Origin of the sequence: Streptomyces xiamenensis, from assembly GCF_000993785.3 — a bacterium.
In the GTDB taxonomy this organism is placed as follows: Bacteria; Actinomycetota; Actinomycetes; order Streptomycetales; family Streptomycetaceae; genus Streptomyces; species Streptomyces xiamenensis.
In genome coordinates, this window is the sequence record NZ_CP009922.3 from 408,001 (window position 1) to 434,026 (window position 26,026).

24 protein-coding genes are annotated in these 26,026 nt (G+C 71.8%); 4 read left to right on the forward strand and 20 right to left on the reverse strand.

Going from position 1 to position 26,026, the window contains the following annotated elements; translation table 11 throughout:
- Positions 1–141 precede the first annotated feature (141 nt).
- Positions 142–2,310, forward strand: coding sequence for an ATP-binding protein (locus tag SXIM_RS01765; protein WP_052385041.1), 2,169 nt, complete (start codon positions 142–144; stop codon positions 2,308–2,310).
- Between the two features lie 19 nt (positions 2,311–2,329).
- Here the strand turns inward: SXIM_RS01765 and rpsD are convergent, their stop codons facing one another.
- Positions 2,330–2,941 carry a 30S ribosomal protein S4 gene (rpsD, locus tag SXIM_RS01770; protein WP_043176910.1) on the reverse strand — a complete coding sequence of 204 codons (612 nt, stop codon included), beginning with the start codon at positions 2,939–2,941 and terminating at the stop codon, positions 2,330–2,332.
- Positions 2,942–2,996: 55 nt separating this feature from the next.
- Between rpsD and SXIM_RS01775 the strand changes: the two genes are divergently transcribed.
- Positions 2,997–3,782, forward strand: a complete 786-nt coding sequence (locus SXIM_RS01775) for a DUF2470 domain-containing protein (RefSeq protein ID WP_246156822.1) — start codon at positions 2,997–2,999, stop codon at positions 3,780–3,782.
- Between the two features lie 31 nt (positions 3,783–3,813).
- On the opposite strand, the gene SXIM_RS01780 is transcribed toward SXIM_RS01775, so the two are convergent.
- The 4 genes from SXIM_RS01780 to SXIM_RS01795 all read right to left on the reverse strand — a co-directional run bounded on the left by SXIM_RS01780 (position 3,814) and on the right by SXIM_RS01795 (position 7,952).
- Entirely contained in the window at positions 3,814–5,178 is a 1,365-nt protein-coding gene (locus SXIM_RS01780) for a replication-associated recombination protein A (RefSeq protein WP_046722737.1), read from the reverse strand.
- 54 nt (positions 5,179–5,232) lie between these two features.
- On the reverse strand, positions 5,233–5,868 hold the full coding sequence (locus tag SXIM_RS01785; RefSeq protein WP_046722739.1) for a vitamin K epoxide reductase family protein: 636 nt from the start codon (positions 5,866–5,868) through the stop codon (positions 5,233–5,235).
- A 95-nt stretch (positions 5,869–5,963) separates the two neighbouring features.
- Positions 5,964–7,226, reverse strand: coding sequence for a histidine--tRNA ligase (gene hisS / locus SXIM_RS01790; RefSeq protein ID WP_030727123.1), 1,263 nt, complete (start codon positions 7,224–7,226; stop codon positions 5,964–5,966).
- A gap of 12 nt (positions 7,227–7,238) precedes the next feature.
- On the reverse strand, positions 7,239–7,952 hold the full coding sequence (locus tag SXIM_RS01795; RefSeq protein WP_030727130.1) for an MBL fold metallo-hydrolase: 714 nt from the start codon (positions 7,950–7,952) through the stop codon (positions 7,239–7,241).
- Between the two features lie 120 nt (positions 7,953–8,072).
- Here SXIM_RS01795 and SXIM_RS01800 point away from each other — a divergent pair, with 120 nt between their 5' ends.
- Together SXIM_RS01800 and SXIM_RS01805 are read left to right on the forward strand one after the other, a co-directional pair.
- A complete protein-coding gene (locus SXIM_RS01800) occupies positions 8,073–8,918 on the forward strand; it encodes a peptidylprolyl isomerase (RefSeq protein ID WP_046722741.1) in 846 nt (281 codons plus the stop codon).
- A 445-nt stretch (positions 8,919–9,363) separates the two neighbouring features.
- Positions 9,364–10,551: a DUF349 domain-containing protein gene (locus SXIM_RS01805; RefSeq protein ID WP_030727136.1), complete on the forward strand. Its 1,188-nt coding sequence runs from the start codon at positions 9,364–9,366 to the stop codon at positions 10,549–10,551.
- Positions 10,552–10,621: 70 nt separating this feature from the next.
- Here the strand turns inward: SXIM_RS01805 and SXIM_RS01810 are convergent, their stop codons facing one another.
- From SXIM_RS01810 to pgsA, 15 genes are all read right to left on the reverse strand, one after another.
- Positions 10,622–13,051 carry a RelA/SpoT family protein gene (locus SXIM_RS01810; RefSeq protein ID WP_046722742.1) on the reverse strand — a complete coding sequence of 810 codons (2,430 nt, stop codon included), beginning with the start codon at positions 13,049–13,051 and terminating at the stop codon, positions 10,622–10,624.
- Positions 13,052–13,284: 233 nt separating this feature from the next.
- The gene (locus SXIM_RS01815) at positions 13,285–13,845 is read right to left on the reverse strand and encodes an adenine phosphoribosyltransferase (protein WP_030727142.1); all 561 of its coding nucleotides are present in this window, start codon (positions 13,843–13,845) and stop codon (positions 13,285–13,287) included.
- A 4-nt stretch (positions 13,846–13,849) separates the two neighbouring features.
- Complete coding sequence (gene secF / locus SXIM_RS01820; protein ID WP_030727144.1) at positions 13,850–14,980, reverse strand: protein translocase subunit SecF; 1,131 nt, start codon at positions 14,978–14,980, stop codon at positions 13,850–13,852.
- 1 nt (position 14,981) lies between these two features.
- Positions 14,982–16,826 carry a protein translocase subunit SecD gene (gene secD / locus SXIM_RS01825; RefSeq protein WP_174864305.1) on the reverse strand — a complete coding sequence of 615 codons (1,845 nt, stop codon included), beginning with the start codon at positions 16,824–16,826 and terminating at the stop codon, positions 14,982–14,984.
- A gap of 116 nt (positions 16,827–16,942) precedes the next feature.
- Entirely contained in the window at positions 16,943–17,413 is a 471-nt protein-coding gene (yajC, locus tag SXIM_RS01830) for a preprotein translocase subunit YajC (RefSeq protein WP_030727158.1), read from the reverse strand.
- A 161-nt stretch (positions 17,414–17,574) separates the two neighbouring features.
- Positions 17,575–18,645 carry a Holliday junction branch migration DNA helicase RuvB gene (gene ruvB / locus SXIM_RS01835; RefSeq protein WP_046722744.1) on the reverse strand — a complete coding sequence of 357 codons (1,071 nt, stop codon included), beginning with the start codon at positions 18,643–18,645 and terminating at the stop codon, positions 17,575–17,577.
- 37 nt (positions 18,646–18,682) lie between these two features.
- Positions 18,683–19,309, reverse strand: coding sequence for a Holliday junction branch migration protein RuvA (ruvA, locus tag SXIM_RS01840; protein ID WP_030727164.1), 627 nt, complete (start codon positions 19,307–19,309; stop codon positions 18,683–18,685).
- Positions 19,306–19,869 (reverse strand): crossover junction endodeoxyribonuclease RuvC, encoded by a 564-nt coding sequence (gene ruvC / locus SXIM_RS01845; protein ID WP_030727167.1) that lies wholly within the window; start codon positions 19,867–19,869, stop codon positions 19,306–19,308. The genes ruvA and ruvC overlap by 4 nt, the downstream gene beginning before the upstream one ends.
- An 82-nt stretch (positions 19,870–19,951) precedes the next feature.
- Positions 19,952–20,704 carry a YebC/PmpR family DNA-binding transcriptional regulator gene (locus SXIM_RS01850; protein WP_030727170.1) on the reverse strand — a complete coding sequence of 251 codons (753 nt, stop codon included), beginning with the start codon at positions 20,702–20,704 and terminating at the stop codon, positions 19,952–19,954.
- A gap of 61 nt (positions 20,705–20,765) precedes the next feature.
- The gene (gene pdxT, locus SXIM_RS01855; RefSeq protein WP_030727173.1) at positions 20,766–21,383 is read right to left on the reverse strand and encodes a pyridoxal 5'-phosphate synthase glutaminase subunit PdxT; all 618 of its coding nucleotides are present in this window, start codon (positions 21,381–21,383) and stop codon (positions 20,766–20,768) included.
- Between the two features lie 5 nt (positions 21,384–21,388).
- Positions 21,389–22,303, reverse strand: a complete 915-nt coding sequence (pdxS, locus tag SXIM_RS01860) for a pyridoxal 5'-phosphate synthase lyase subunit PdxS (RefSeq protein WP_030727176.1) — start codon at positions 22,301–22,303, stop codon at positions 21,389–21,391.
- Between the two features lie 153 nt (positions 22,304–22,456).
- Positions 22,457–23,005: a LemA family protein gene (locus SXIM_RS01865; RefSeq protein WP_030727188.1), complete on the reverse strand. Its 549-nt coding sequence runs from the start codon at positions 23,003–23,005 to the stop codon at positions 22,457–22,459.
- A gap of 43 nt (positions 23,006–23,048) precedes the next feature.
- Positions 23,049–24,263, reverse strand: coding sequence for a glycosyltransferase family 4 protein (locus tag SXIM_RS01870; protein ID WP_046722745.1), 1,215 nt, complete (start codon positions 24,261–24,263; stop codon positions 23,049–23,051).
- The gene (locus SXIM_RS01875) at positions 24,260–25,192 is read right to left on the reverse strand and encodes a phosphatidylinositol mannoside acyltransferase (protein ID WP_030727193.1); all 933 of its coding nucleotides are present in this window, start codon (positions 25,190–25,192) and stop codon (positions 24,260–24,262) included. Before SXIM_RS01875 ends, SXIM_RS01870 begins: the two co-directional genes overlap by 4 nt.
- On the reverse strand, positions 25,189–25,860 hold the full coding sequence (gene pgsA / locus SXIM_RS01880) for a phosphatidylinositol phosphate synthase (protein ID WP_030727196.1): 672 nt from the start codon (positions 25,858–25,860) through the stop codon (positions 25,189–25,191). Before pgsA ends, SXIM_RS01875 begins: the two co-directional genes overlap by 4 nt.
- Positions 25,861–26,026 lie beyond the last annotated feature (166 nt).

Here is a 26,026-nt window from a genome sequence, read left to right on the forward strand (position 1 = left end):
GAGCGGGGCGAAGATAAACGTTCAGGTTTGTACGTTCTGCTTACCTCCGAGTACGCTGCGTTTCCCATGCGAGGCATCCAGGACGCCGGATCACCGGCCGGAGACTCTTCCCGCCCCCGGCGTACGCCGGGCAATCTCCCTGTGGAGCTGACCACGTTCCACGGCCGGGAGAGCGAGCTCGACCGGTTACGGCACGAGGTGATCCGGGCCCGGCTGGTGACCGTGACGGGCACCGGCGGGGTGGGCAAGTCCCGGGTGGCGGCCCGGGCCGCGGAGCAACTGAAGGAACGGTTCTCCGACGGTGTCTGGCTGGTCGAGGCCAGCGCCTCGCACGATCCGCAACTGCTGGAGCACAGCGTGGTCGCGGCCCTGCGGCTGACCGACCACTCCGGCCGCGCTCCCCTCACCACCTTGCTGGAGCACCTGGCCCACCGCCGGCTGCTGCTGGTGCTGGACGGCTTCGAGCATCTGGTGGAGGAATCCGCCCGCCTGGTACGGGAGCTGCTGCGCCGGCTGCCCGGGCTGCGGGTGCTCGCCACCGGGCGCCGCCCGCTGGGGATCGCCGGGGAGCAACTGTTCCCCCTGGCCCCGCTGGCCGCCCCGGACGCCGCCCGGCTGTTCACGGACCGGGCCGCCGCCGTTCGGCCCGGCTTCACGCTCGGCCCGGACAACCACGAGCAGGTGGCGGACCTGTGCCACCGCCTGGACGGCATCCCGCTGGCCCTGGAGCTGGCGGCGGGCCGGCTGCGCACCCTGTCCCTGCCGCAGATGCTGGAGCGGCTCGATGACCGTTTCGCACTCCTCACCGGCGGCACCCGGGACGCGCCGCCGCACCACCAGACGCTGCGCACGGCCGTGGGCTGGAGCCATGAGCTGTGCTCGCCCCGGGAACGGCTGCTGTGGGCCCGGCTGTCGGTGTTCGCCGGGGCCTTCGACCTGGAGGCGGCCGAGTACGTGTGCTCGGGCCCCGACCTCCCGGCGGAACAGGTGCTGGACGTGCTGGCCCAGCTGGTCGCGCAGTCGCTGGTGACCCGCGAGGACGCGCCGTCCGGGGTGCGCTACCGGATGCTGGACACCCTGCGGGCGTACGGCGCGTACTGGCTGGCGGCCACCGGCCAGACCCGGCGGCTGCGGGAGCGGCACCGCGACTGGTACACGGGCCTGGTCAGCTGGTGCGAGCTGGAGTGGTTCTCACCGCGCCAGGAGGAGGTGGCACTGCGGATCACCGACGAGTTCGCCAATCTGCGGGCGGCGCTGGAGTTCGCCGTGGACGAGGACGACGACCCCCGGCACGGGCTGTATCTGGCGGGCACGCTGTGGTTCTGCTGGGTGGGCTGCGGCCGGATCCAGGAGGGCCGCCACTGGCTGGAACGGGCGCTGGAGCGCGAGCGGTACGACCCGGTGAGCCCTGGCGGGGACGGCACGGGTGACAGCGCGGTACGGCTGCGCGCGCTGGGCCTGGCGGGCTATCTGGCGGTGCTCCGGGGCGACACGGTCACGGCACTGGCGGCGCTGCACGAGTGTCTGGAGGAGGCGGAGCGCACCGGGGACGAACGGGCCATCGCCTACAGCCTGCTGCGGATGGGTGCCCTGGCACTGATCAGTGACGACGTGCGGCGGGCCGAGGAGTTGCTGAGCGGCGCGCTGGAACGCTACGCGGAGCTCGGTGAGCTCAACAGCCATGTGCTGCTGGGGCGGGTGGAGCTGGCGCTCGCGCTCGCCTTCGGCGGTGATCTGCAGCGTGCCATCGCGCTGTGCGAGGAGGTGCGCCGGGAGTGCGCGGAGCACGGTGAGCTGTGGGCGCGCGCCTACGCCCTGTTCGGGCTGGGCTTCGCCGCCTGGACGCAGGGGGAGCCGGCACGGGCCGGGGCGCTGCTGCGGGAAGGGCTGGCGATCAGCGCGGGCTTCCGGGACCTGGTGGCGACCGTGCTGATGCTGGAGATGCTGGCACTGGTCGCGGTGAGCGAGGACCGGGCGCGGGAGGCCGCGGTGCTCCAGGGGGCGGCCGGGCGGCTGTGGCCCTCGGTGGGGATGCCGCTGTTCGGCTCGCGGTACTTCAACGCGCCGCACAGCGAGTGCGAGCGACGGGCGCGCGCGGCGCTGGGCGAGGGCAGCTATCTGGAGGCGGTGCGGGAGGGCGCGGCGCTGACGCCGGAGGTCGCGGTGGAACGGGCCCTGCGACCCGGGGACGGAGGCCCGGCACCGGCCGGCGGGCTGCTGCCGCTGCCGGTGGAGCCCGCCGCGACCCCCCATCCGCATCCCTTCCCCGGCGAGGGGGATGCGGGGTACGGGCGGGGGATCGCGAGCTAGCCTGCCTGCCTGAAGGGGATCAGCGGGCGTAGAACTCCACGACCAGCTGCTCGTCGCAGACCACCGGGATCTCCTTGCGCTGCGGGTCTCGGTCGAGCCGGAACGCGAGCGCCTGGAGGTTGACCTGGAGGTAGCGCGGGGTCTCCCCGTCCAGCGCGTAGCCACCCTCGCGGGCGACGAGGAAGGGGTGCTTCTCCCGGCTGCGCTCGCGGACGGTGACCACGTCGTCCGGGCGGACCCGGAAGGACGGCTTGTCCACCTTGCGGTCGTTGACCGCGATGTGACCGTGTACGACCATCTGGCGGGCCTGGTAGATGGTACGAGCCAGACCGGAGCGGAGCACCAGCGCGTCAAGTCGCCGCTCCAGCTCGATGATCAGAGCCTCACCGGTCTTGCCTTCGACCTTGCGCGCACGGTCGTAGGCGCGGACCATCTGCCGCTCGCTGATGTCGTACTGGGCGCGCAACCGCTGCTTCTCCAACAGCCGGACCTTGTAGTCACTGGTCTGCTTCCGGCCACGCCCATGCTGGCCGGGAGGGTAGGGGCGCTTCTCGAAGTACTTGACGGCCTTGGGGGTCAGTGCGATGCCGAGCGCCCGCGACTTCTTGACCTTGGGGCGTGACTGGTTCACGTGGAACAAACCTCCGTGTAAGTTAGGTGAGGCTTACCTTAGCGGAGGAGAACGCATGCTTCGACCTGGGAGCGCCATCAGCGCCCAACAGCCCACCGCAGCCGAGCGGGTGCGCACCCTCGTGGAGTCGAACGCGTCAGCGAGTCTGACCATTCCGGGCACCGAACTGGACGAACCAGGGCTCAGCACACCCGAATCCCGCGCCGTCGCGGCCTCGGGAGATGTGATGCTGCTGATCCCGGCCCGTGCCCCGGCGGCCAGAGCCGCCGTTCACGCCCAAGGTGACGATCTGACTGCGGTGATGGAGATCACCGATGTCGCCCCCGTCTCCGTACCCCATCGTATCCGGGGTCGCGGATGGGTCGCCGGGTGGCTGACCGCGGTCGCGGGGAGCGAGCGCGCGGCGGCCGCCCGGCTGCTCGCGCAGCGGCATCCGGCCGGACCGGTACCGGGCCCCGGGTGGACCCTGCTGCGCCTGGAGGTGGGCGAGGCGTACACCGACGATCTGTGGGGCGCCGCCCAGGTGGAGCCCGATGAGTTCACCGCCGCCTCGCCCGACCCGCTGGCCCGGCACGAGGCCGAACTGCTCCAGCACCTGGCCGCCTCCCACGGGACGCAGTTGCGCTCGCTGTGCGTCCTGCTGGGTGACCGGGGCAACAGCTGCGGCACCTGGCGGCAGGTGGTGCCGCTGGGGCTGGACCGCTTCGGGCTGCGGGTGCGGTTCTGCGCCGGCGAGCACTGCTTCGACGCCCGCTTCGATTTCCCCGAGCCGGTGCGCGACGTGACCGAGCTGCGGCGCGCCATGCGGCATCTGTTCGAGGCGGCGGCCGTCGAGGAGTGAACCGCCGGCACCGGGGTGCGGGGCGCCGGTGTTACGGGCGGGGGTCCCGGCCGCCCGACAGCCGCCCCCGTACCCGCTCGGCGACATCCGCGTACCGTGCCTCGGCGCCCCGCCGGGTCGGCTGGTAGTAACGCTTGTCGCGGACCGCGTCCGGTGCGTACTGCTGGGCGGCGATACCGTCCGGCAGATCGTGCGGGTACTGATAACCCGCCCCGTGCCCCAGCTTCTGCGCGCCCTTGTAGTGGGCGTCCCGCAGGTGCTCGGGCACCGGGCCCGCCAGCCCCGCCCTGACGTCCGCGAGCGCGGCGCCGATCGCCACCGTGGCCGCGTTGGACTTGGGTGCCAGGGCCAGCGCGATCACGGCCTGGCTCAGGGTCAGCGACGCCTCGGGGAAACCGATCATCGCCACCGCCTGCGCCGCCGCCACCGCCGTGGTCAGCGCGGTCGGATCGGCCATCCCGATGTCCTCGCTCGCCGAGATCATCAGCCGTCTGGCGATGAACCGCGGGTCCTCCCCCGCCTCGATCATCCGCGCCAGGTAGTGCAGCGCCGCGTCCACGTCCGAGCCGCGGATCGACTTGATCAGCGCACTGGCGACGTCGTAGTGCTGGTCGCCGTCCCGGTCGTAGGTGACGGCGGCCCGGTCCACGGCCTCCTCCAGGGAGGCGAGGGTGATCTCCGGCTCCCCCTTGGCCAGCGCCGCTCCCGCTCCGGCCTCCAGCGCCGTGAGCGCCCGCCGGGCGTCACCCCCGGCGATCCGCAGCAGATGGGCCTCGCTGTCCTCCGGGAGCCCCACCGCCCCGTTCAGCCCGCGCTCGGCGGCCACCGCGCGGTGCAGCAGCCCGCGCAGGTCGTCCTCCGTCAGCGGCTCCAGGGTCAGCAGCAGCGACCGGGACAGCAGCGGTGAGATCACCGAGAAGTAAGGATTCTCCGTGGTGGCGGCGATCAGCGTCACCCAGCGGTTCTCCACCGCCGGCAGCAGCGAGTCCTGCTGGGCCTTGCTGAAGCGGTGGATCTCGTCGAGGAAGAGCACGGTGTCCCGGGCGTAGGCGCCGGAGGAACGCCGGGCGCCCTCGATGACCGAGCGCACCTCCTTGACCCCCGCGGTGATCGCCGACAACTCCACGAAGCGCTTGTCGGTGGCCTTGCTGACCACATGGGCGAGCGTGGTCTTGCCGGTGCCCGGCGGCCCCCACAGGATCACCGAGGAGGGGCCGGCGGGACCGCCGCCGCCCTCCCCCACCAGCCGGCGCAGCGGCGACCCGGGGCGCAGCAGATGCCGCTGCCCCAGGACCTCCTCCAGCGTGCGCGGGCGCATCCGTACGGCCAGCGGGCTGGCGGACGGGTCGCGCTCCTGACGGTCTTCCGCGGCGGCGGTGAACAGATCGGGCTCCACACCGGAAACCCTAAGTCACCCCACTGACAGCGGGGCGGGAGCTCCCCCGGCGGCTCAGCCGGTCCAGAAGTCCCACCAGCGGGTGAGGATCAGCATGCCGATGATCGCGACGTGCACCAGCGGGAACAGCCAGTGGAACTCCTCGAAGGTGCGCTTCACGCCGGCGGGCGCGGGGATGATCCCGTGCCGGATGTTGTGCGCCGTGGTGTACCAGAACATGAAGATGGTCGCGACCCACGCCAGGCAGCACCACAGGCACAGCGCGCTGATCTCGTACAGCGACTGGTACTGGAGCCAGGTGCAGAAGGCGACGCCGAAGAGCGTGCCGCCCTGCAGCCCCAGCCAGAACCAGCGCCGGTAACGGGCCCCGGCCAGCAGCCCCATGCCGATCGCGATCACCGCGCCGTAGGTGACCAGCCCGAGCATCGGATTGGGGAATCCGAAGACCTTGGCCTGCTCGCTCTCCATGATGGAGCCGCAGGAGACGATCGGGTTGAGGCTGCAGGCCGGGGTGAAGTCCGGGTCCTCCAGCAGGTGGAACTTGTCCAAGGTGATCACCCAGGCGGCCAGCAGGCCCATGAAGCCGGTGATCACCAGCAGCAGCGCGAAACCGCGACCCGCCCCCACCTCCCCGGGCGCGTCCTGAGCAGGCTCCTGGGTCCGTTCCACGTCTACCGCCGATGCCGTCATCTCGCCATTCCCGCTCGTTGTCGGATACGGCCCCAATTCTGCACCAGCGGGGGCCCCTGCCAAGGGTCCCGTATCACCCGTTCGGCGTACCCCGGTCAGCCGAGCAGTCGCGTCAGCTCGCTGACCAGCGCGTCCGCGGGTACCGGCCGCTGCTCCCCGCTCGCGAGGTCCTTCAGCTGGATCACGCCCTCGGCCAGATCACGCTCACCCGCCACCAGCGCGTACCTGGCACCGCTGCGGTTGGCCGCCTTCATGGCCGCCTTGAGCCCCTTGCCGCCGTACGCCAGGTCCGCCGCGATCCCGGCCCGGCGCACCGTGGTGACCAGGGAGAACAGCGTGCGGGCCGCTTCCTCTCCCAGCGGCACCGCGAAGACGTCGGTGCCGGCGGGCAGGTCCAGCTCCACGCCCTCCGCGCGCAGGGCCAGCACCGTGCGGTCCACACCCAGGCCCCAGCCGACCGAGGGCAGCGCGGGGCCGCCGATCATCTCCGAGAGCCCGTCGTAGCGCCCGCCGCCGCCCAGCGCGGACTGGGATCCCAGGCCGCCGTGGACGAACTCGAAGGTGGTACGGGTGTAGTAGTCGAGACCGCGCACCAGCTTGGGGTCGTCCTCGAAGACGATGTCCGCCGCGGTCAGCAGCTCCCGGACCCGCTCGTGGTACTCCTCGCACGCCGTGCACAGGTGGTCGCGCATCATCGGCGCCCCGGTCAGCTGCCGCTGCACGGACTCCCGCTTGTCGTCCAGTACCCGCAGCGGGTTGATCTCGATCCGGGCCCGGGTGTCCTCGTCCAGGTCCAGGGCGCGCAGGAACTCCTGGAGCGCGGCCCGGTAGGCGGGACGGCACTCGGCGTCGCCCAGCGAGTTCAGCAGCAGCCGCACCTGGGTCAGCCCGAGCGCCCGGTAGGCGTCCGCCGCCATGATGATCAGCTCGGCGTCCAGCGCCGGGTCCTCGGCGCCGACCGCCTCGGCGCCGACCTGGGAGAAGTGCCGGTACCGGCCGGCCTGCGGGCGCTCGTAGCGGTAGAAGGAGCCGGAGTACCAGAGCTTGACCGGCAGATTGCCGGCCCGGTGCAGATTGGCCTGGAGCGCGGCGCGCAGCACGGACGCGGTGCCCTCGGGGCGCAGCGCCAGGTGGTCGCCGCCCTTGGTGGTGAGGGTGTACATCTCCTTGCTGACGATGTCGGTGGACTCACCGACCCCGCGGGAGAACAGCTCGACGTTCTCGAATCCTGGGGTCTCGACATAGCCGTAGCCGGCCCGGCGCAGCGGCGCGGCCATCGCCTCGCGGACCGCGAGGTAGCCGGCGGAGTCGGGGGGCAGCAGGTCGTAGGTGCCCTTGGGGGCGGAGAAGGTGCTCACGGAAAGACGTCTTCACATTCCTCGTCGCGGCGCCGGGGTGTCCCCGGTGCCCTGGCCGGCGGCGACCTCCCGCAGATACGGGTTGGTGGCGCGCTCGGTGCCGATGGTGGTCTGGGGGCCGTGCCCGGACAGGACGACCGTGGAGTCCGGCAGCGGCAGGCACACGCGTGCCAGCGAGCGCAGGATCTCGGCGTGGTCGCCGCCGGGCAGATCGGTGCGTCCGATGGAGCCGGCGAACAGCAGGTCACCGGAGAAGAACACCGGGGGGACGTCCCCCGTCTCCGGCATCCCGAAGGTCACCGACCCCTGGGTATGGCCCGGGGCGTGCGCGACGCCGAACTCCAGACCGGCCAGCTCCATGGCCGTGCCGTCGGTCAGCTCGCGCAGATCGCCGGGCTCCCCCACGGTCAGCTCGCCCAGCAGCCGCTGCCCGATGGCCCTGCCGAGGGCCTTCTCCGGGTCCGCGAGCATGTAGCGGTCCCGGGGGTGGATCCAGGCGGGCACGTCGTGGGCGCCGCACACCGGCACCACCGAGGCGACATGGTCGATGTGGCCGTGGGTGAGGAGCACGGCGACCGGCTTGAGCCGGTGCCGCTCGATGGTGGCGGCGACTCCCTCGGCGGCCTGGTGCCCGGGGTCGATGATCACGCACTCCTCGCCGGCGGCGGGGGCGACCAGATAGCAGTTGGTCCCCCAGGCCCCGGCGGGGAAGCCAGCGATGAGCACAGGCGTCCTTATGTGGTTCTCGGCTTCGGCTGTGATCGGAAAGCCTACCGGCGACGGTACGGGGCGGGCGAACCCGTATACGGTGGCGCAAGGCTTACCGGGAACGTCAGGAGGAGCGCGGTGGTCAGCAAAGAGCAGCGGCGCAAGCAGCTCGCCCGGGCGAAGTGGGAACGCCAGCAGCAGCGCCGCGGGGAGCGGTGGCGCAGGACGCGGCGGCGCAAGGCCGTCCTCGCCGCCGTGCTGGTGGTACTGGTGGCGGGTGGCGGTACGGCGGTGGCCATGGGGGTGTTCTCCGGCGACGACGACACCACGGACGCGGCGGCCCAGGATCCGCTGGACCAGGAGACCGAGGCCCCGCCGGCGGAGGACCCCTGTGCGGCCCCCGCCGAGGGTGAGCCCTCGCAGCAGCAGTGGGACGCGGAGCCGGAGCTGACGGTGGACACGTCGGCGGCACACACCATGCGGCTGGCGACGACCTGTGGTGACATCGAGATCGCGCTGGACGCCGAGGCGGCCCCGCGCACGGTCAACTCCTTCGCGTTCCTCGCCGGGGAGGGCTATCTCGACCACAGCCCGTGCCACCGGCTGGTGACCGAGGGCATCCACGTGCTGCAGTGCGGCGACCCGACCGGTACCGGTGCGGGCGGCCCCGGCTACAACATCCCGGACGAGAACCTGGACGCCCCCGAGGTGGCGGACGGGATCTACCCGGCGGGCACGGTGGCGATGGCCAACCAGTACAACCCGCAGGAGGACAGCGGCCGGGACTCCGGCGGCAGCCAGTTCTTCCTGGTGTACGAGGACAGCCCGCTGCCGCCCGACTACACCCCGTTCGGTACGGTCACCGGCGGTCTCGACGTGCTGGAGACCATCGTGGCCGCGGGCAGCACGACCGACCCGGAGACCGGGAACACCCCGCCGAACGCCACTGTGGTGATCGACTCGGCGACGGTGGAGGCCGGCTGACGCGCGCCCGGCGGTAATTTCCGTTCCGTCAGGGGCGGACAGCCGGGCGGAGCGTCGCCTATGTTTGGCGGGGACAGGGCCCCTCGCCGGTCAGGTGGGCCCGAAAGCCGGATGAGACCGGATGAAATTCGTGGAAGATGCCGTGGCACAACGCACCGCGGCATCGTGTGAGGGAGGCGCCGTGAGCGACGCACGACAGGCTGCCGGGCCGCAGACAGACACCGAGTCGACACTCGGCCTGCCGGGCGGCGAAGCGAACGAGGCAGCGGCGCGCGACGCACGGCAGGATGCCGGAGCGCGGCCGGACACCGTACCGGTGCCCGGCCCGTCGGGCCCGGAGGCGAAGGCGGTGGCCACGGGCGACGCGGTCACCCCGGCGGCGCGCGCGGCGAGCGGTACGGCCGGCGACGGCGAGGCATGGGGCCGGGTCGACGAGACGGGCACCGTGTACGTCCGCACGGCCGACGGGGAGAAGACCGTCGGCTCGTGGCAGGCCGGTTCGCCGGCCGAGGCGCTCGCGTACTTCGAGCGCAAGTACGAGGGCCTGGTCGTGGAGATCGATCTCCTGGAGCGCCGGGTGCGCACCACCGATCTGGCGTCCAAGGACGCGCAGACGGCCATCGGTCATCTGCGCGAGCAGGTGGACGCGGCCAACGTCGTGGGCGATCTGGCGGCCCTGGGGCGCCGTCTGGACCAGCTGGGCACGGTGGTCGAGGAGCGCCGTCGCGAGCGCAGGGCGGCCCGCGCCAAGCAGGGCGAGGAGGCCAGGGCCGCCAAGGAGGCGCTGGTCGCCGAGGCCGAGGAGCTGGCGGGCAGCGAGCAGTGGCGGTCGGCCGGCGAACGGCTGCGGGCCCTGGTCGACACCTGGAAGGGCCTGCCGCGGCTGGATCGCAAGGCGGACGACGAGCTGTGGCACCGCTTCTCGCAGGCTCGTTCGGCGTTCTCCAAGCGCCGCAAGGCGCACTTCGCCTCGCTGGACGCGCAGCGCGAGGAGACCCGGCGCCGCAAGGAGAAGCTGATCGGCGAGGCGGAGGCGCTGTCCACGTCCACCGACTGGGGTGTGACGGCGGCCCGCTACCGGGAGCTGATGACCGAGTGGAAGGCCGCGGGCCGCGCGCACCGGGACGCCGAGGAGGATCTGTGGACCCGCTTCCGGGCCGCGCAGGATGTCTTCTTCCAGGCCAGGAGCACGGTCTTCGCCGAACGCGACGGTGAGCAGCGGGAGAACCTGACCCGCAAGGAGGAGCTCGCCACCGAGGCGGAGAAGCTCCTGCCGATCACCAGCGTGAAGGCCGCCCGGGCGGCGCTGCGCTCCATCGGGGAGCGCTGGGAGGCCATCGGCCACGTGCCACGGGACGCCAAGAACGCCATCGAGGGCCGCTGGCACGCGGTGGAGCGGGCCGTGGCGGAGGCCGAGGAGTCCGAGTGGCGGCGCACCAACCCGGAGGCGCGGGCGCGCGCGGCGGGGCTGACCGGCCAGTTGCAGGACGCGGTGGACAAGCTGCGCCGGCAGGCCGACCAGGCGCGCGCGGCGGGCAACACCGCCAAGGCGGACAAGCTGGAGCGGGAGCTGGCGGGCCGGCAGGCGCTGCTGGACCAGGCGTTGAAGGGCCTGGCCGAGTTCGGCGGCTGAGCGGGCAGCATGCGAACGGCGGTGGCCCCCGTACGGAAGAACTCCGTACGGGGGCCACCGCCGTTCGCCGTCAGGGTCGCCGGGCCGAGGTCACCCGGTAGACGTCGTAGACGCCCTCGACGCCGCGTACCGCCTTCAGGACGTGCCCCAGATGCTTGGGGTCGCCCATCTCGAAGGTGAACCGGGATGTGGCGACCCGGTCCCTGGAGGTCTGCACCGCCGCGGACAGGATGTTGACGTGCTGGTCGGAGAGCACCCGGGTGACGTCCGACAGCAGCCGGGAGCGGTCCAGCGCCTCGACCTGGATGGCCACCAGGAAGACCGAGGACTGGGTGGGCGCCCACTCCACGGCGAGCATCCGCTCCGGCTCGCGGGAGAGCGCGTCCACGTTCACGCAGTCGGTGCGGTGCACCGAGACGCCGTTGCCCCGGGTGACGAAGCCGATGATCGGGTCGCCGGGCACCGGCGTGCAGCAGCGGGCCAGCTTCACCCACACGTCGTCGGTGCCCTTGACCACCACACCGGGGTCGGCGCTGGAACGGCGCCGGCCACGGGTGGGCATCGGCGGGGCGGTCTCGGCGATGTCCTCGCTGGCGGCCTCCTCGCCGCCCACGGCCTGCACCAGCTTCTGCACCACGCTCGGCGCGGACACATGGCCCTCGCCGATCGCCGCGTACAGCGAGGAGATGTCCGGGTAGCGCATCTCGTGGGCGAGGGTGACCAGCGAGTCGCCGGTGAGCACGTGCTGGATCGGCAGGTTCTGCTTGCGCACCGCGCGGGTGAGCAGGTCCTTGCCCTGCTCGATGGCCTCGTCGCGGCGCTCCTTGGAGAACCAGCCACGGATCTTGTTGCGGGCCCGCGGGGACTTGACGAAGCCCAGCCAGTCCCGGGAGGGGCCGGCGCCCTCCGCCTTGGAGGTGAAGATCTCCACGGTGTCGCCGTTGTCCAGGGTGGACTCCAGCGGCACCAGCCGGCCGTTGACCTTGGCCCCTATGGTGCGGTGCCCGACCTCGGTGTGCACCGCGTAGGCGAAGTCCACGGAGGTGGAGCCGGCCGGCAGCGCGATCACATCGCCCTTGGGCGTGAAGACGAACACCTCGTGCCGGGACAGGTCGAAGCGCAGCGACTCCAGGAACTCCCCGGGGTCCTCGGTCTCCTTCTGCCAGTCCAGCAGCTGCCGCAGCCAGGCCATGTCGTTGACGCCCTCGCCCTTGTCGCCCTTCTTGGGGGCGTCGGAGCGGATCTTGGAGGCGCCGGCCTGGGCCTGCTGCTTGTACTTCCAGTGCGCGGCGATGCCGTACTCGGCGCGCCGGTGCATGTCGAAGGTGCGGATCTGGAGCTCGACGGGCTTGCCCCCAGGACCTATCACCGTCGTGTGCAGCGACTGGTACATGTTGAACTTCGGCATGGCGATGTAGTCCTTGAACCGCCCCGGAACCGGGTTCCAGCGGGCGTGGACCGTGCCGAGCGCCGCGTAGCAGTCGCGGACCGTGTCCACCAGGACCCGGATGCCCACCAGGTCGTAGATCTCGGCGAAGTCCCGGCCGCGCACGATCATCTTCTGGTAGACGCTGTAGTAGTGCTTGGGCCGCCCGGTGACGGTGGCCTTGATGCGGGCGCCGCGCAGATCGGCGAGGACCTCGTCGATGACGGTCGCCAGGTACTCGTCGCGCTTGGGGGCGCGCTCGGCGACCAGCCGGACGATCTCGTCGTACATCTTGGGGTAGAGGATGGCGAAGGCCAGGTCCTCCAGCTCCCACTTGATGGTGTTCATGCCCAGCCGGTGGGCCAGCGGGGCGTAGATCTCCAGGGTCTCGCGGGCCTTCTGCTCCTGCTTCTCCCGCTTGAGGAACCGCATGGTGCGCATGTTGTGCAGCCGGTCGGCGAGCTTGATGACCAGGACCCGGGGGTCCTTGGCCATGGCCACCACCATCTTGCGCACGGTCTCGGCCTGGGCGGCCTCGCCGAACTTGACCTTGTCCAGCTTGGTTACGCCGTCCACCAGCAGCGCCACCTGGTCGCCGAAGTCGCGGCGCAGGGTGTCCAGGCCGTACTCGGTGTCCTCCACCGTGTCGTGCAGCAGCCCCGCCATCAAGGTGGCCGGGTCCATGCCCAGCTCGGCGAGGATGGTGGTCACCGCCAGTGGGTGGGTGATGTACGGGTCGCCGCTCTTGCGCTTCTGGCCGCGGTGCCAGCGCTCGGCGACCTGGTAGGCGCGCTCTATCTGGCGCAGCACGGCGGTGTCGGCCTTGGGGTCGTTCGCGCGGACCACCCGCAGCAGGGGCTCGAGGACCGGGTTGTACGGAGTGGAGCGCTGGACACCGAGCCGCGCGAGCCGGGCCCGTACCCGGTTGGAGGAGCCCGAGCGTCCCGAGACCCCGGAGACGGCGGCCGGGGGCGCCGGGGCGCGGTTGTCCGGACCGTCACGCCGGGTGGCGGCCGGGGACGGTGCGGCGTTCTTCCGCTGGGTGGAGGTGAGCGGCTGGGCCTCGTCGGGCAAGGGCACTCCTTCTCGGGCCCTGTCCCGCCCGGGGGCGGTCGGGACAGGGAGCGGTACTCCGGGCCACGGGGGGCCCAAGGAGAGTCCGGCCGGGAAACGATCGGACTGCCATGGTAACGAGCCTAGGCCAACCCTTCCCGCCGGGCGCCGTGCGGGCGGACGGCGCGGGGCCCCGGACGCGCAAGCGCCCCGGAACCGTGCCGGGCACGGTTCCGGGGCGCTCAGGCCCGCTCTCAGAGCGTGATGAGGGAGTGCAGCGGGGCGCCGTCCAGCTCGGACAGCACCCGGTCGCGGCCGGCGAGGAAGGACAGCTCCAGCAGCACCGCGAGCCCTGCCACCTGGGCACCGGCCCGGCGGATCAGCCGCAGTGCCGCCTCGGCGGTCCCGCCGGTGGCCAGCACGTCGTCGATCACCAGCACCCGGTCGTGGGTGCTGAGGTCCTCGGCGTGGATCTCGATCTCCGCCGTGCCGTACTCCAGCTCGTAGCGCTGCCCGAGGGTGGCGCCGGGGAGCTTGCCCGCCTTGCGGGCGGGGATGAAGCCGGTCCCGGCGCGTACGGCCACCGGGGCGGCCAGGATGAAGCCGCGGGCCTCCAGGGCGACCACCTTGGTGGCGCCGCTGGTCAGAGCGATCTCCGCCAGAGCGTCGGTGAGGGCGCCGAAGGCCACCGGATCGGCGAGCAGTGGGGTGATGTCCTTGAAGACCACGCCCGGCTCGGGGTAGTCCGGCACATCACGGATGCGGTCGAGCAGCAGTTCCCGCAGCCCGGCCGCGTCGGGGGTCACCGAGGTCACCGGTTCACCGCCGCTTTCCGGACGGGCGGTTGCGGCCCCGGGAACGGGAGACCGGCTGGCGGCGCGGACCGACCACGGCGCCGGCCGCGCTCTCGTCGTCGCCCGCGTCCTGGGGCGGGTCGTCGGCCTCGGCCTCGGACACCGTGCCGGTGTTCTCCTCCGCCTCGCGCTTCGCCCGCTTGGCCAGCACCTTCTTGTCGTGCGCCTTGATCGAGGGCTCGTGCATCTTGAAGTCGGCGACCATCGGGGTGGCGATCACGATGGAGGAGTAGGCACCGGCCGTCAGACCCACGAACAGCGACAGCGCGATGTCGTTGAGCATCCCGCCGCCCAGGACCCCGCCGCCGATGAACAGCAGCGCGGCCACCGGCAGCAGCGCGACGACCGAGGTGTTGATCGACCGCACCAGGGTGCCGTTGAGGGACCGGTTGGCCAGCTCGCCGTAGGTGTAGTTGGTCTGCTTGGTGAAGTTCTTCGTGGTCTCCTTCAGACCGTCGAAGACGACCACCGTGTCGTACAGCGAGTAGCCGAGGATGGTCAGCAGACCGATCACCGTGCCCGGGGTGACCTCGAAGCCCACCAGCGCGTACACCCCGACCGTGATGGTGAGGTCGTGGATGAGCGCGATCAGCGCCGCCATGGCCATGCGCCACTCGAAGGCGATGGCGAGGTAGATCACCACCAGCACCATGAAGATGGCGAGCCCCTGCCACGCCTTGTTGGCGATCTGGGAGCCCCAGCTGGGGCCGACCAGTTCCGCGTTCAGCTCCTGGGTGGGGATGCCCAGCTCTTCGGCGAGTGCCTCACGGGTGATGTTGGACTGATCGGTGTCCAGACCGGAGACCTGGATCCGCAGCGACCCGTCGTTGCCCAGGGACTGCACCAGGGCCTGGCTGCCGGACGCCTCCTCGGCGACCTCCCTGGCCCGCTCCACGCTGACATCGGTGGCCTCCGTGGTGAAGACCGCCCCGCCCTCGAACTCCACGCCCATGTGCAGGCCCCGGACTCCGAGGCCGGCGAAGGCGAGGATCGTGATGAGGATGGAGACGCCGTACCACAGCCGGCGCTTGCCGACGAAGTCGTAGCCGATCTCACCGCGGTGGAGCTTGGCTCCGATATCACCGAGCCGTGACATCTCACGCCTCCTTCGGGTCGCTGGGAACGGTGACCGGCTTGTAGCTGCGGCGGATCGGGGGCTGGATGCCCAGACGCTTGGGGTCGAGCCCGGACCAGGGGTGGCCGCCGGAGAAGAACTTCTTCTTGGCCAGGATCGTCATGACCGGCTTGGTGAACAGGAAGACCACCACGACATCCAGGGCCGTGGTCAGACCCAGGGTGAAGGCGAAGCCCTGCACCTTGCCGACCGAGACCACGAAGAGCACGGCCGCCGCCAGGAACGAGACGAAGTCGGAGACCAGGATGGTGCGCCGGGCGCGTGGCCAGCCCCGCTCCACGGCGGTGCGCAGCGTACGGCCCTCGCGGATCTCGTCCCTTATGCGTTCGAAGTAGACGATGAAGGAGTCGGCGGTGATACCGATGGCGACGATCGCGCCGCAGACGGCCGGCAGGTTCAGCGCGAAGCCGATGGCCGGGCCGAGCAGGGCCATGATCGAGTAGGTGAGGATGCCGGAGACCACCAGCGAGGCGAGCGCGATCAGCGCCAGACCCCGGTAGTAGACGAGCATGTAGAGCACCACCAGGGCGAGACCGATCCCACCCGCGATCAGACCGGCCTTCAGCTGCTCACCGCCCAGCATGGGCGACACGGTGGTGACGCTGGACTCCTCGAAGGTCAGCGGCAGCGCGCCGAACTTCAGAACGTTCGCCAGGTTCTCGGCGCTCTCCTGGTCGAAGGTGCCGGAGATCTCGGCGTTACCGCCGGACAGCCGCTGGTTGACGCTGGGCGCGGAGACCGTCTCGCCGTCCAGCACGATGGCGAACTGGTTTTGCGGCGAGGGCAGGGCGGCCAGCTCGCCGGTGACGTCCGCGAACTGGTCGGCGCCGGAGTTGGTGAACTCCATCTGGACGATCCAGCCCTGACCGCGCTGGGTCTCGTAGATCGCGTTGGCGCTGCTCACACCGGTGCCGGGCACGGCGACCGGGCCCAGGGCGTACTTGTACAGGCCATCCGTGTCACAGGAGACGATGGGCTGGTCGGTGTCCGCCTGGGCGGCCGCCTCACGGGCGGCGTTCCGGGAGTCGTCGGTGGAGCAGTCGAGCGCCTCGAGGCGGGCCTGGAGATCCGCGGCCTCCTGCTGGGCCGGGTCGGTGGCGGGGTCCTCTGCGGTGTCGCCGGAGTCGTCCGTGGCGGCGTCATCCGTACGGAAGGAGGCGTTGGAGGCGGTGGCGGCGCCGCTGCCGGACGGGGCCAGGCTCTGGTCCGTGGTGCCCTCGCCCTGGTCGCCGTTCCCACCCTCGTCCCCGGTGTCGCCGGTGTCCGCGCTGTCCCCGGTGTCGGCGGATTCCTCGCCCTGGCCGGCGTCCTCGTCCGTGCCCGGGTCGGTGCCGTCACCCTGATCGGTGCCGTCACCGCCGTCGTCGGGCAGCGGGAGCGCCGAGCCCACCGAGAGCACCGGCCGGAAGCCCAGTTCGGCGGTGGTGCCGACCTGCTGCCTGGCCTGTTCGCTGTCGGTGCCCTTGGGGATGTTGACGATGATGTTCCGGTCGCCCTGGGTCTGGACCTCGGCTTCCTGGACACCCAGACCGTTGACCCGGCGCTCGATGATCGAGACGGCGGTGTTCAGATTGGTCGGGTTGATCGCGGACTGGTTCTTCTCGTCCGTCGTCGCCGAGAGCGTGATGCTGGTGCCCCCGGCCAGGTCGATGCCCAGCCGCGGGGTGGTGTGCCCGGAGGCGAACATCCCCGCCGTGAGCCCCGCCACGATCAGCACGATCAGCACCAGGGGGCGCCACGGCTTCCCCTGACCTCCGGACAGGTCCCGCTTCCTGGGGGACCGGAAGTCGTTCTTCGGTGTCGCCACCTTCTCGTCTCTCTCTGCCTACGACCCGCGCCCGGTGCCGGCCACGCGGACGGGCGGGGTGATGGACGGGCGGACCGGTACGCCCGTGCCCCGGCGGGGCGGGCGGCACCGGCGGCTCAGGACTTGGTGGACCCGTTCTCCCCGTCGCGCGTGGAGTCATCGGTCTTGGACTCGCCGTCGGCGGCGGCCTCGGCGCCGTCCTTCTTCCCCAGCTCGACCCGGTCCGCGTCATCCGCGTCGGTGCCCTCGGTCAGGGAGGAGGCGTCGTCCGGCACGACGGGGGCGTCCTCGTCGTCGTACGGCGACTCACCGCTCAGGATGCGCTGGTACTCGTCGTCGTCGAGCACCGCCCCGATCGCGTTCTTGGCGAACAGGGCCTGCACGCCGGAGGAGAGCTCCAGGAGGACGGTGTCCTCCCGCACCTCCTTGACCTCGGCATACATCCCGCCGATGGTCCGCACACCGGTGCCGGGCTCCATCGAGTCACGCATTTCCATGGCCTGCCGCTGCCGGTTCTTGGCCGACCGCGACATCAGGAACATGACGCCGATGAGAAGAATGAAGGGGAAGAGAAAAGCGATATCCACGGTGGAGGAATTTCCTTCGTATAACCGCTGACGCGGCCGTGTATTCGGGGGGCGGGGGCGCCGTCCGGGTCGGATGACGTCGGCGGAGTCTAACGAGGCTGCGCCTGGGGAACAACGTCTCGGATGCTATCGGAGTTCCGTTCCAGCGTAAGCCCGTGCGATCAGGACTCGAACAAGCCTTCTGGTGGCCCGCCGACCGCCGCCGTGCCCTGCGGAGGCCGCAGTCCGAGGTGCTCCCAGGCGGCGGGGGTGGCCACCCGGCCCCGGGGGGTACGCGCCAGCAGTCCCTCGCGTACCAGGAACGGCTCGGCGACCTCCTCGACGGTCTCCCGCTCCTCCCCCACCGCCACGGCCAGCGTGGACAGGCCCACCGGGCCCCCGCCGAACAGCTTCAGCAGCGCTTCCAGGACGGAGCGGTCCAGCCGGTCAAGGCCCCGGCCGTCCACCTCGAAGACCGCCAGGGCCCGGGACGCCGCCTCCCGCGTGACCACCCCGTCCCCCTTGACCTGGGCGTAGTCCCGCACCCGGCGCAGCAGCCGGTTCGCGATGCGGGGGGTTCCCCGGGAGCGGCCGGCGATCTCCGCCGCTCCGCCGTCGGTGGTCTCCACCTCCAGCAGCCGCGCGGAGCGCTGGATCACCCGCTCCAGTTCGGCGGGGGCGTAGAACTCCATGTGGCCGGTGAAGCCGAAGCGGTCGCGCAGCGGCGGTGGCAGCAGTCCGGCCCGGGTGGTGGCCCCGACCAGGGTGAAGGGCGGCAGCTCCAGCGGGATGGCGGTGGCACCGGGGCCCTTGCCGACGATGACGTCGACCCGGAAATCCTCCATGGCCATGTAGAGCATTTCCTCGGCCGGCCGGGACATCCGGTGGATCTCGTCGAGGAACAGCACCTCGCCCTCGGTGAGCGAGGACAGGATCGCGGCGAGATCACCGGCGTGCTGGATGGCGGGCCCCGAGGTGATGCGGATGGGGGCGCCCATCTCGGCGGCGATGATCAGGGACAGCGTGGTCTTGCCGAGCCCGGGGGCACCCGAGAGCAGCACGTGGTCGGCGGTGCCGCCGCGAGCACGGGCGGCGCGCAGCACCAGGTCCAGTTGCTCACGGACCTTGGGCTGGCCGACGAATTCCGTCAGGTCCTTGGGCCGCAGCGCGGCCTCTGCCGCCAGTTCCTCCCCCTCGGCGGTGGCGCCCACCAGCCGGCCGGTGTCCTGCGGTGGCTCTTCGTCCCAGTTCATCGGGGCTGTCCTCGTCTTCTTCCGGATGGCCCCGTGCTCAGCGGGCGCGGTTGAGGGTCTGCAGGGCCGCGCGCAGCAGGCGCGGGACCGGGACCGGGGTGCCGTCGGCGGCGACCGACTCGGCCTGCGGGGCGATCGTCGCGATCGCCTCCTCGGCCTCCCGGGGGGCGTACCCCAGGCCGGTGAGCGCGGTCATCAGCTGCTCGCGCCAGTCGGGCGGACCCGAGAGGGCGGGGGCGGCGGGACTGCGGGGGCCGCCGACCGGCTCGCCGAGCCGGTCCTTGAGCTCGAGGAGGAGCTTCTGCGCCCCTTTCTTCCCGATGCCGGGGACGGCGGTCAGCGCCTTCTCGTCCCCGGCGGCGATCGCCCGGCGCAGTCCGTCCGGGCTGTGCACCGCGAGCATGGCCTGGGCCAGGCGGGGCCCGACGCCGGAGGCGGTCTGGAGCAGCTCGAAGACCTGCCGCTCGTCGTCGTCGGCGAATCCGTACAGGGTCAGGGAGTCCTCGCGGACCACCAGCGAGGTGGCCAGGCGGGCCTTCTCCCCCACCCGCAGCGCGGCGAGGGTGCCCGGGGTGCACTGCACGGCCATACCGACGCCGCCGACCTCCACCACGGCGATGTCGGGGGCGAGGGCGGCGACGGGTCCTTGGACAAAGGCGATCACGGTTCGATGGTGCCCTTCGCAACTCGTACGGGCGGGGTGCGCCGCGCGCCGGGGGCGGCCGCGGTGGCCCGCGCCAGCCGCTGCTGGGCGGCGCCGCGCCAGATGTGACAGATGGCCAGGGCGAGCGCGTCGGCGGCGTCGGCCGGTTTCGGTGGTGCCGACAGCCGCAGCAGCCGGGTGACCATGGCGCCGACCTGGTCCTTGTCGGCCCGGCCGCTGCCGGTGACGGCGGCCTTGACCTCGCTGGGGGTGTGCAGGGCCACCGGCAGGCCGCGCCGGGCGGCGCACAGCATGGCCACGGCGCTGGCCTGGGCGGTGCCCATCACGGTGCGCACATTGTGCTGGCTGAAGACCCGTTCCACCGCGACCGCCTCGGGTCGGTGCTCATCGAGCCATTCCTCGATACCGCGCTCGATGAGCACCAGCCGCTCGGGGGTGTCGCGCTCGGCGGGGGTACGGACCACGCCGACCGCCACCATCCGCAGCGGACGCCCGGCGACGCCGTCCACCACGCCGACCCCGCAGCGGGTCAGCCCCGGGTCCACACCCAATACCCGCACCGCACTCCCTCGCTCCCCGTGCCGTGACCGGCACTTTGGCCGAAGGCTATCGGGCGGCACTGACAAGGAGGGTGAGCGGGCGTCAGGCGTCGACCTTCGCCATGATGTCGTCGGCGACGTCGAAGTTGGCGAAGACGTTCTGCACGTCGTCGCTGTCCTCCAGCGCGTCGATCAGCTTGAAGATCTTGCGCGCGCCGTCCTCGTCCAGCTCCACCTGCATGGTGGGCAGGAAGCTGGCGTCGGCCGAGTCGTAGTCGATGCCGGCGTCCTGGAGGGCGGTGCGCACCGCGACCAGGTCGGTGGCCTCGCTGACCACCTCGAAGGACTCGCCGAGGTCGTTGACCTCCTCGGCCCCGGCCTCCAGCACGGCGTCCAGCACGTCGTCCTCGGCGCGGTCGGCCTTGGGGACGATGATGACGCCCTTGCGGTTGAACAGGTACGACACGGAGCCCGGGTCGGCCATCGAGCCGCCGTTGCGGGTCATGGCGACGCGCACGTCCGAGGCGGCCCGGTTGCGGTTGTCGGTGAGGCACTCGATGAGCACCGCGACGCCGTTGGGACCGTAACCCTCGTACATGATCGTCTGATAGTCGGCGCCGCCCGCCTCAAGACCGGCACCGCGTTTGACGGCGCGGTCGATGTTGGTGTTCGGGACGGAGTTCTTCTTCGCCTTCTGCACGGCGTCGTACAGCGTGGGGTTGCCGTCCAGATCGGCACCGCCGGTCCGGGCCGCGACCTCGATGTTCTTGATCAGCTTGGCGAAGAGCTTGCCGCGCTTGGCATCGATCACGGCCTTCTTGTGCTTCGTGGTAGCCCACTTAGAGTGGCCGGACACAGCCTTGCTCCTTCAGATGTCACCAACAGAAACCAGTGCCGGCGATCCTACCGCCAGCGGGTCAATCCGCCCGCCGCACCATCTCGGTGAACAGCGCGTGGACCCGGTGGTCGCCGGTCAGCTCCGGGTGGAAGGCCGTGGCCAGCAGGTTTCCCTGCCGTACCGCGACCGGATGGCCCTCGTGGCGGGCCAGCGCCGTGGCACCGGCGCCCAGCGACTCCACCCACGGTGCGCGGATGAACACCCCGTGCACGGGGCCGCCGCTCACCCCTTCGAGGTCGACGGCGGCCTCGAAGGACTCGTTCTGCCGGCCGAAGGCGTTGCGGCGCACGATCATGTCGATGCCGCCGATGGTCTCCTGGCCCGAGCGCGGGTCGAGGATCTTGTCGGCGAGCAGGATCATGCCGGCGCAGGAGCCGTAGACGGGCAGCCCGGCCCGTACCCGCTCGCGCAGCGGCTCCAGCAGGCCGAAGGCGGTGGCCAGTTTGGAGATCGTGGTGGACTCCCCGCCGGGGAGCACCAGGCCCTGCACCGCGTCGAGCTCGGCGGGGCGGCGGACGGCCCTGGCCTCGGCGCCCACGGCGGTGAGCGCGGCGAGGTGTTCGCGCACGTCGCCCTGGAGGGCGAGCACGCCCACCACCGGGGCGGTGGGCGTGCTCGTGGAGGGTGTCGCAGTCATCGCGCTTACCAGCCGCGCCCTGCGTAGCGCTCGGTCTCGGGCAGGGTGTCGATGTTGATGCCGACCATGGCCTCGCCCAGGCCGCGCGAGACCTCGGCGATGACCTTGGGGTCGTCGTAGAAGGTGGTGGCCTTGACGATGGCGGCGGCGCGCTGGGCCGGGTCGCCGGACTTGAAGATGCCGGAGCCGACGAAGACACCCTCGGCGCCGAGCTGGCGCATCAGCGCGGCGTCGGCGGGGGTGGCGACACCACCGGCGGAGAACAGCACGACGGGCAGCTTGCCCAGCTCGGCGACCTCGCGGACCAGCTCGTACGGGGCGCGCAGCTCCTTGGCCGCGGCGAACAGCTCGTGGTTGTCCAGGGAGCGCAGCCGGCCGATGTCGCCCTTGATCTGCCGCATGTGCCGGACCGCCTCGACGACGTTGCCGGTGCCGGCCTCGCCCTTGGAGCGGATCATGGCGGCACCCTCGGAGATCCGGCGCAGGGCCTCGCCGAGGTTGGTGGCACCGCAGACGAAGGGGGTGGTGAAGGACCACTTGTCGGTGTGGTTGACCTCGTCGGCCGGGGTCAGCACCTCGGACTCGTCGATGTAGTCTACGCCCAGCGCCTGGAGGACCTGGGCCTCCACGAGGTGGCCGATGCGGGACTTGGCCATCACGGGGATGGAGACGGCCTCGATGATGCCGTCGATCATGTCGGGGTCGGACATCCGGGCGACCCCGCCGTCCTTGCGGATGTCGGCCGGCACCCGCTCCAGGGCCATGACCGCGACCGCTCCGGCGTCCTCGGCGATCTTCGCCTGCTCGGGGGTGACGACGTCCATGATCACGCCGCCCTTGAGCTGCTCGGCCATGCCGCGCTTGACGCGGGCGGTGCCGGTCTCGGGGGTCTGAGGGGTGCTGGGGGACGTGCTGGACACGAATTGACCTCACTCGGCAGTTAATAATGCGACATGACCATCGTAGGCCCGGGCGGGCGGGAGCCACGAACGGCCCGGTTCCCGGGCGGCGACCGGGGCCACCGGATGCGATGACACCCGGTGGCCGCTCGTGCGGCAAGGGCCAATCCGTGGTCAGTGGCCTGCGGCGGTCAGCGCGGCCGGCGGCTCGTCGTCCATCTCGAAGGCGAGCGGGAAGGGCGCGTGCCCGGCCAGCCGGAACCAGCGCACCGTACGGTGGCGGCGCAGCGCGCGGGCCGCCCGCACCGCGTCGTTGTGGAACCGCCGCGCCATGGGCACCCGGCGCACCGCGGCCTCCAGCTCGCGCACCGTGTCCTCACCGCCCGGGGCCTCGCGCACCGCCTCGACCTGGTCGCTCTCCCCCAGCACCGCGCGCAGCGCCTGGCTCAGCTCACTCTCGGCGACCTCGCGCTGCTCGTCCTCGGCCTGCCGCGCGGCGTGCGCGGCCTGGTTGAGCACCATGGAGGCGGCCGGATCGAAGATGCCCGAGGTCGCCACCTCCTGGGCGACGGAGGCGCGGCGCAGCAACTGCGCGTCGAGCGCGGCGCGGGCCGCGTCGATCCGGGCGTGCAGCCGGTCCAGCCGTCCGGCCGTCCAGCTGAGGTACACGCCGACCAGCACCAGCGCGAGGGCGATCCACAGGGGCCAACTGAGAAGAGTCACGGCCGGTCACCCTATCGGGCCACCGGCGCGGCGCCGGAGGCGACTACTCCTTGGAGTCCCCGGATTCCCTGCCGTCCTTCCCTTCCCGGGACTCCCTGCTCTCCCGGGTCAGGCCCAGCCGCCCCAGAAGGCCGACCCGGTCGTCGGGGGCGACCGCACCGGCGCCCGCGGTGACCGTCTCGTAGACCGCCAGGATGTCGTTGCCGACCGTGGACCAGTCGAAACGCCGGACATGGCGGCTGCCGTACGCGCGCAGCGCGTCCCGGCGCTCGGGGTCGCCCAGCAGCGCCAGCGTCGTGGCGGCGAGGGCGTCCGCGTCCTCGTTGGGGAACAGTTCCCCCGCCGCGCCGCCGTCCAGCACCTGGGCGAACGCGTCCAGATCGCTGGCCAGCACCGGCGCCCCCGCGGACAGCGCCTCCACCAGGATGATCCCGAAGGACTCGCCGCCGGTGTTGGGCGCGATGTACACATCGACGCTGCGCAGCAGCCGGGCCTTGTCCTCGTCGCTGACCATGCCCAGGAACTCCACCTGGGAGCGCATCTCGGCGGGCAGCGAGGCCACGGCCTCCTTCTCGTCGCCCCGCCCGGCCACCAGCAGCCGGGTCTCCGGGCGTTCGGCGAGGATCTTGGGCAGCGCCCGCATCAGCACCGGCAGGCCCTTGCGGGGCTCGTCGATCCGGCCGATGAAGCCGATCGTCCCGCCCTGCCACTCCGCCTTGGGCTCGGCGTCGGCGAAGAAGCCGACGTCCACCCCGTTGGGGATCAGCACGGCGTCGCCGCCCAGATGCTCGACCAGCGTGCGGCGCGCGTACTCGCTGACCGCGATCCGGGCGCTGATCTTCTCCAGCGCGGGCTGGAGGATCGGATAGGCGGTGGCCATCGCCCGCGAGCGCGGGTTGGAGGTGTGGAAGGTCGCCACGATGGGGCCCTTGGCGGCCCAGCAGGTCAGCAGGGCCAGCGAGGGCGCGGCCGGCTCGTGCACGTGCAGCACGTCGAAGTCCCCGTCGTGCACCCAGCGGCGTACCCGGGCGGCGGACAGGAAGCCGAAGTTGAGCCGGGCCACGGAGCCGTTGTACGGCACCGGGATGGCCCGCCCGGCGGCCACCGCGTACGGCGGCAGCACGGTGTCCTCGTCGGCCGGAGCCAGCACGGAGACCTGGTGGCCCTGCCGGATCAGGTGCTCGGCCAGGTCGCGGATGTGGAACTGCACCCCGCCCGGGACATCCCAGGAGTAGGGGCAGACGATGCCGATTCTCATGCCGCGCGGTCCTCCCGCTGTGCGGCGCCCGCCTCGCCGGGGCGCGGTTCGAGATCGGCCAGCCACAGCCGCTGGAGCATGTGCCAGTCGTGCGGGCGCCGGGCGATGCCGGCGGCGAAGGAGTCGGCCAGCGCCTGGGTCATGACGGCGGTCCGCTCGGCGCGGGTGCCCTGCTCCGGGACGTCGACGGCGGGGTGGACCCGGCCTTTTATCACCTTGGTCTCGTCGTACCACAGCTCGACCGGGAACAGCGCGGCCCCGGTCTGCTGGGCGAGCAGCGCCGGCCCGGCCGGCATCCGGGTCGGCTCGCCGAAGAACTCGACCTCCACCCCGGAGGCGGACAGATCGCGGTCGGCCACCAGCGCGACCACCCCGCCCTTGCGCAGCCGGCGGGACAGTATCCCGAAGGCGGAGCCGCCGGTGTGCGGCACCACCTCCATGCCCAGGCCCTCGCGGAAGGCGACGAAACGGTCGTACAGCGTCTCCGGCTTGAGCCGCTCGGCGACCGTGGTCAGCGGGATGCGCAGTTCGGTGACCAGCCAGGCGCCGGCCACGTCCCAGTTCCCGCAGTGGGGCAGCGCGAGCACCACGCCGCGCCCCTCCTTGAGGGTGTCGGTGACGAGGTCGAAATCGGCCACGTAGAAGCAGTCCTTGATGCGCTGCTCACCCCACACCGGCAGCCGGAAGGACTCGATCCAGTACCGCAGGTAGGAGCGCATCCCCTGGCGCGACAGCTCGCGCAGCCGCTGGGGGGAGGCGTCGGGCACCACCCGGGCGTAGTTGGCCTCCAGGCGCTGCACCGCGGGCCCGCGGCGGCGCCACACGGTGTCGGCGACGCGCCGGCCCAGGGCCATGGCCGCCGGTTCCGGCAGTCGTTTGACGGTGGCCCAGCCCAGTCCGTAGAGCGCCTCGCTCAACCGCTGCTTCATGCCCCTCCGTTCCGCGCCGCCTCGGCCGCGTCCGCGGCGTCCGCCTCGGCGGACTCCCGGCGTACGGTGACCACCCGCTGCACGATGGTGACCAGCGAGCCGACGGCGACCACCCACAGGGCGATCGGCAGCAGCACCCCGATGTGCGGGACGGAGAAGGTGCGTTCGAAACCGGCGAGGCCCGTCAGCACCAGCGTGATGGTGAGCCGTTCGGCGCGTTCCACCAGGCCGTTGACCTTGACCGGCAGCCCGATGCTCTCGCCCCTGGCCTTGGTGTAGGAGACCACCTGACCGCTGGCCAGGCAGACCAGGGTCACCGCGCACAGCAGCAGGTCGTCGCCGTTGCCGGCGAACCACAGCGCGAGCGCGGAGAAGATCGCCGCGTCGGCGACCCGGTCCAGCGTGGAGTCCAGGAACGCTCCCCACCGGCTGGAGGTGCCCAGCTGGCGGGCCATGTTGCCGTCCACCAGGTCCGAGAAGACGAACAGCGTGATGACGACCGTGCCCCAGAAGAACTCGCCGCGCGGGTAGAAGGCCAGTGCTCCCGCCATCACTCCGGCGGTTCCGACGCAGGTCACGGCGTCCGGGCTGACCCGCAGCCGCAGCAGCAGCGCGGCGAACGGCGTGAGGACACGCGTGAAGAAAGCCCGCGCGTACTTGTTGAGCATGACCTTCCCAGGGGTCGGTGACGGGCCGGGTGGTCGAACGGCCACCGGCCGCCCCATCGTAGTCACGCCGCGGGCTGTCAAGGGCGCCGAGGTCGTCCGGGCCGCAAATCGCCGTTGTGGGCCCGGCGCGGGGCCCCGCGCCGCTAGGCTGACCCCGGCGTGCAGG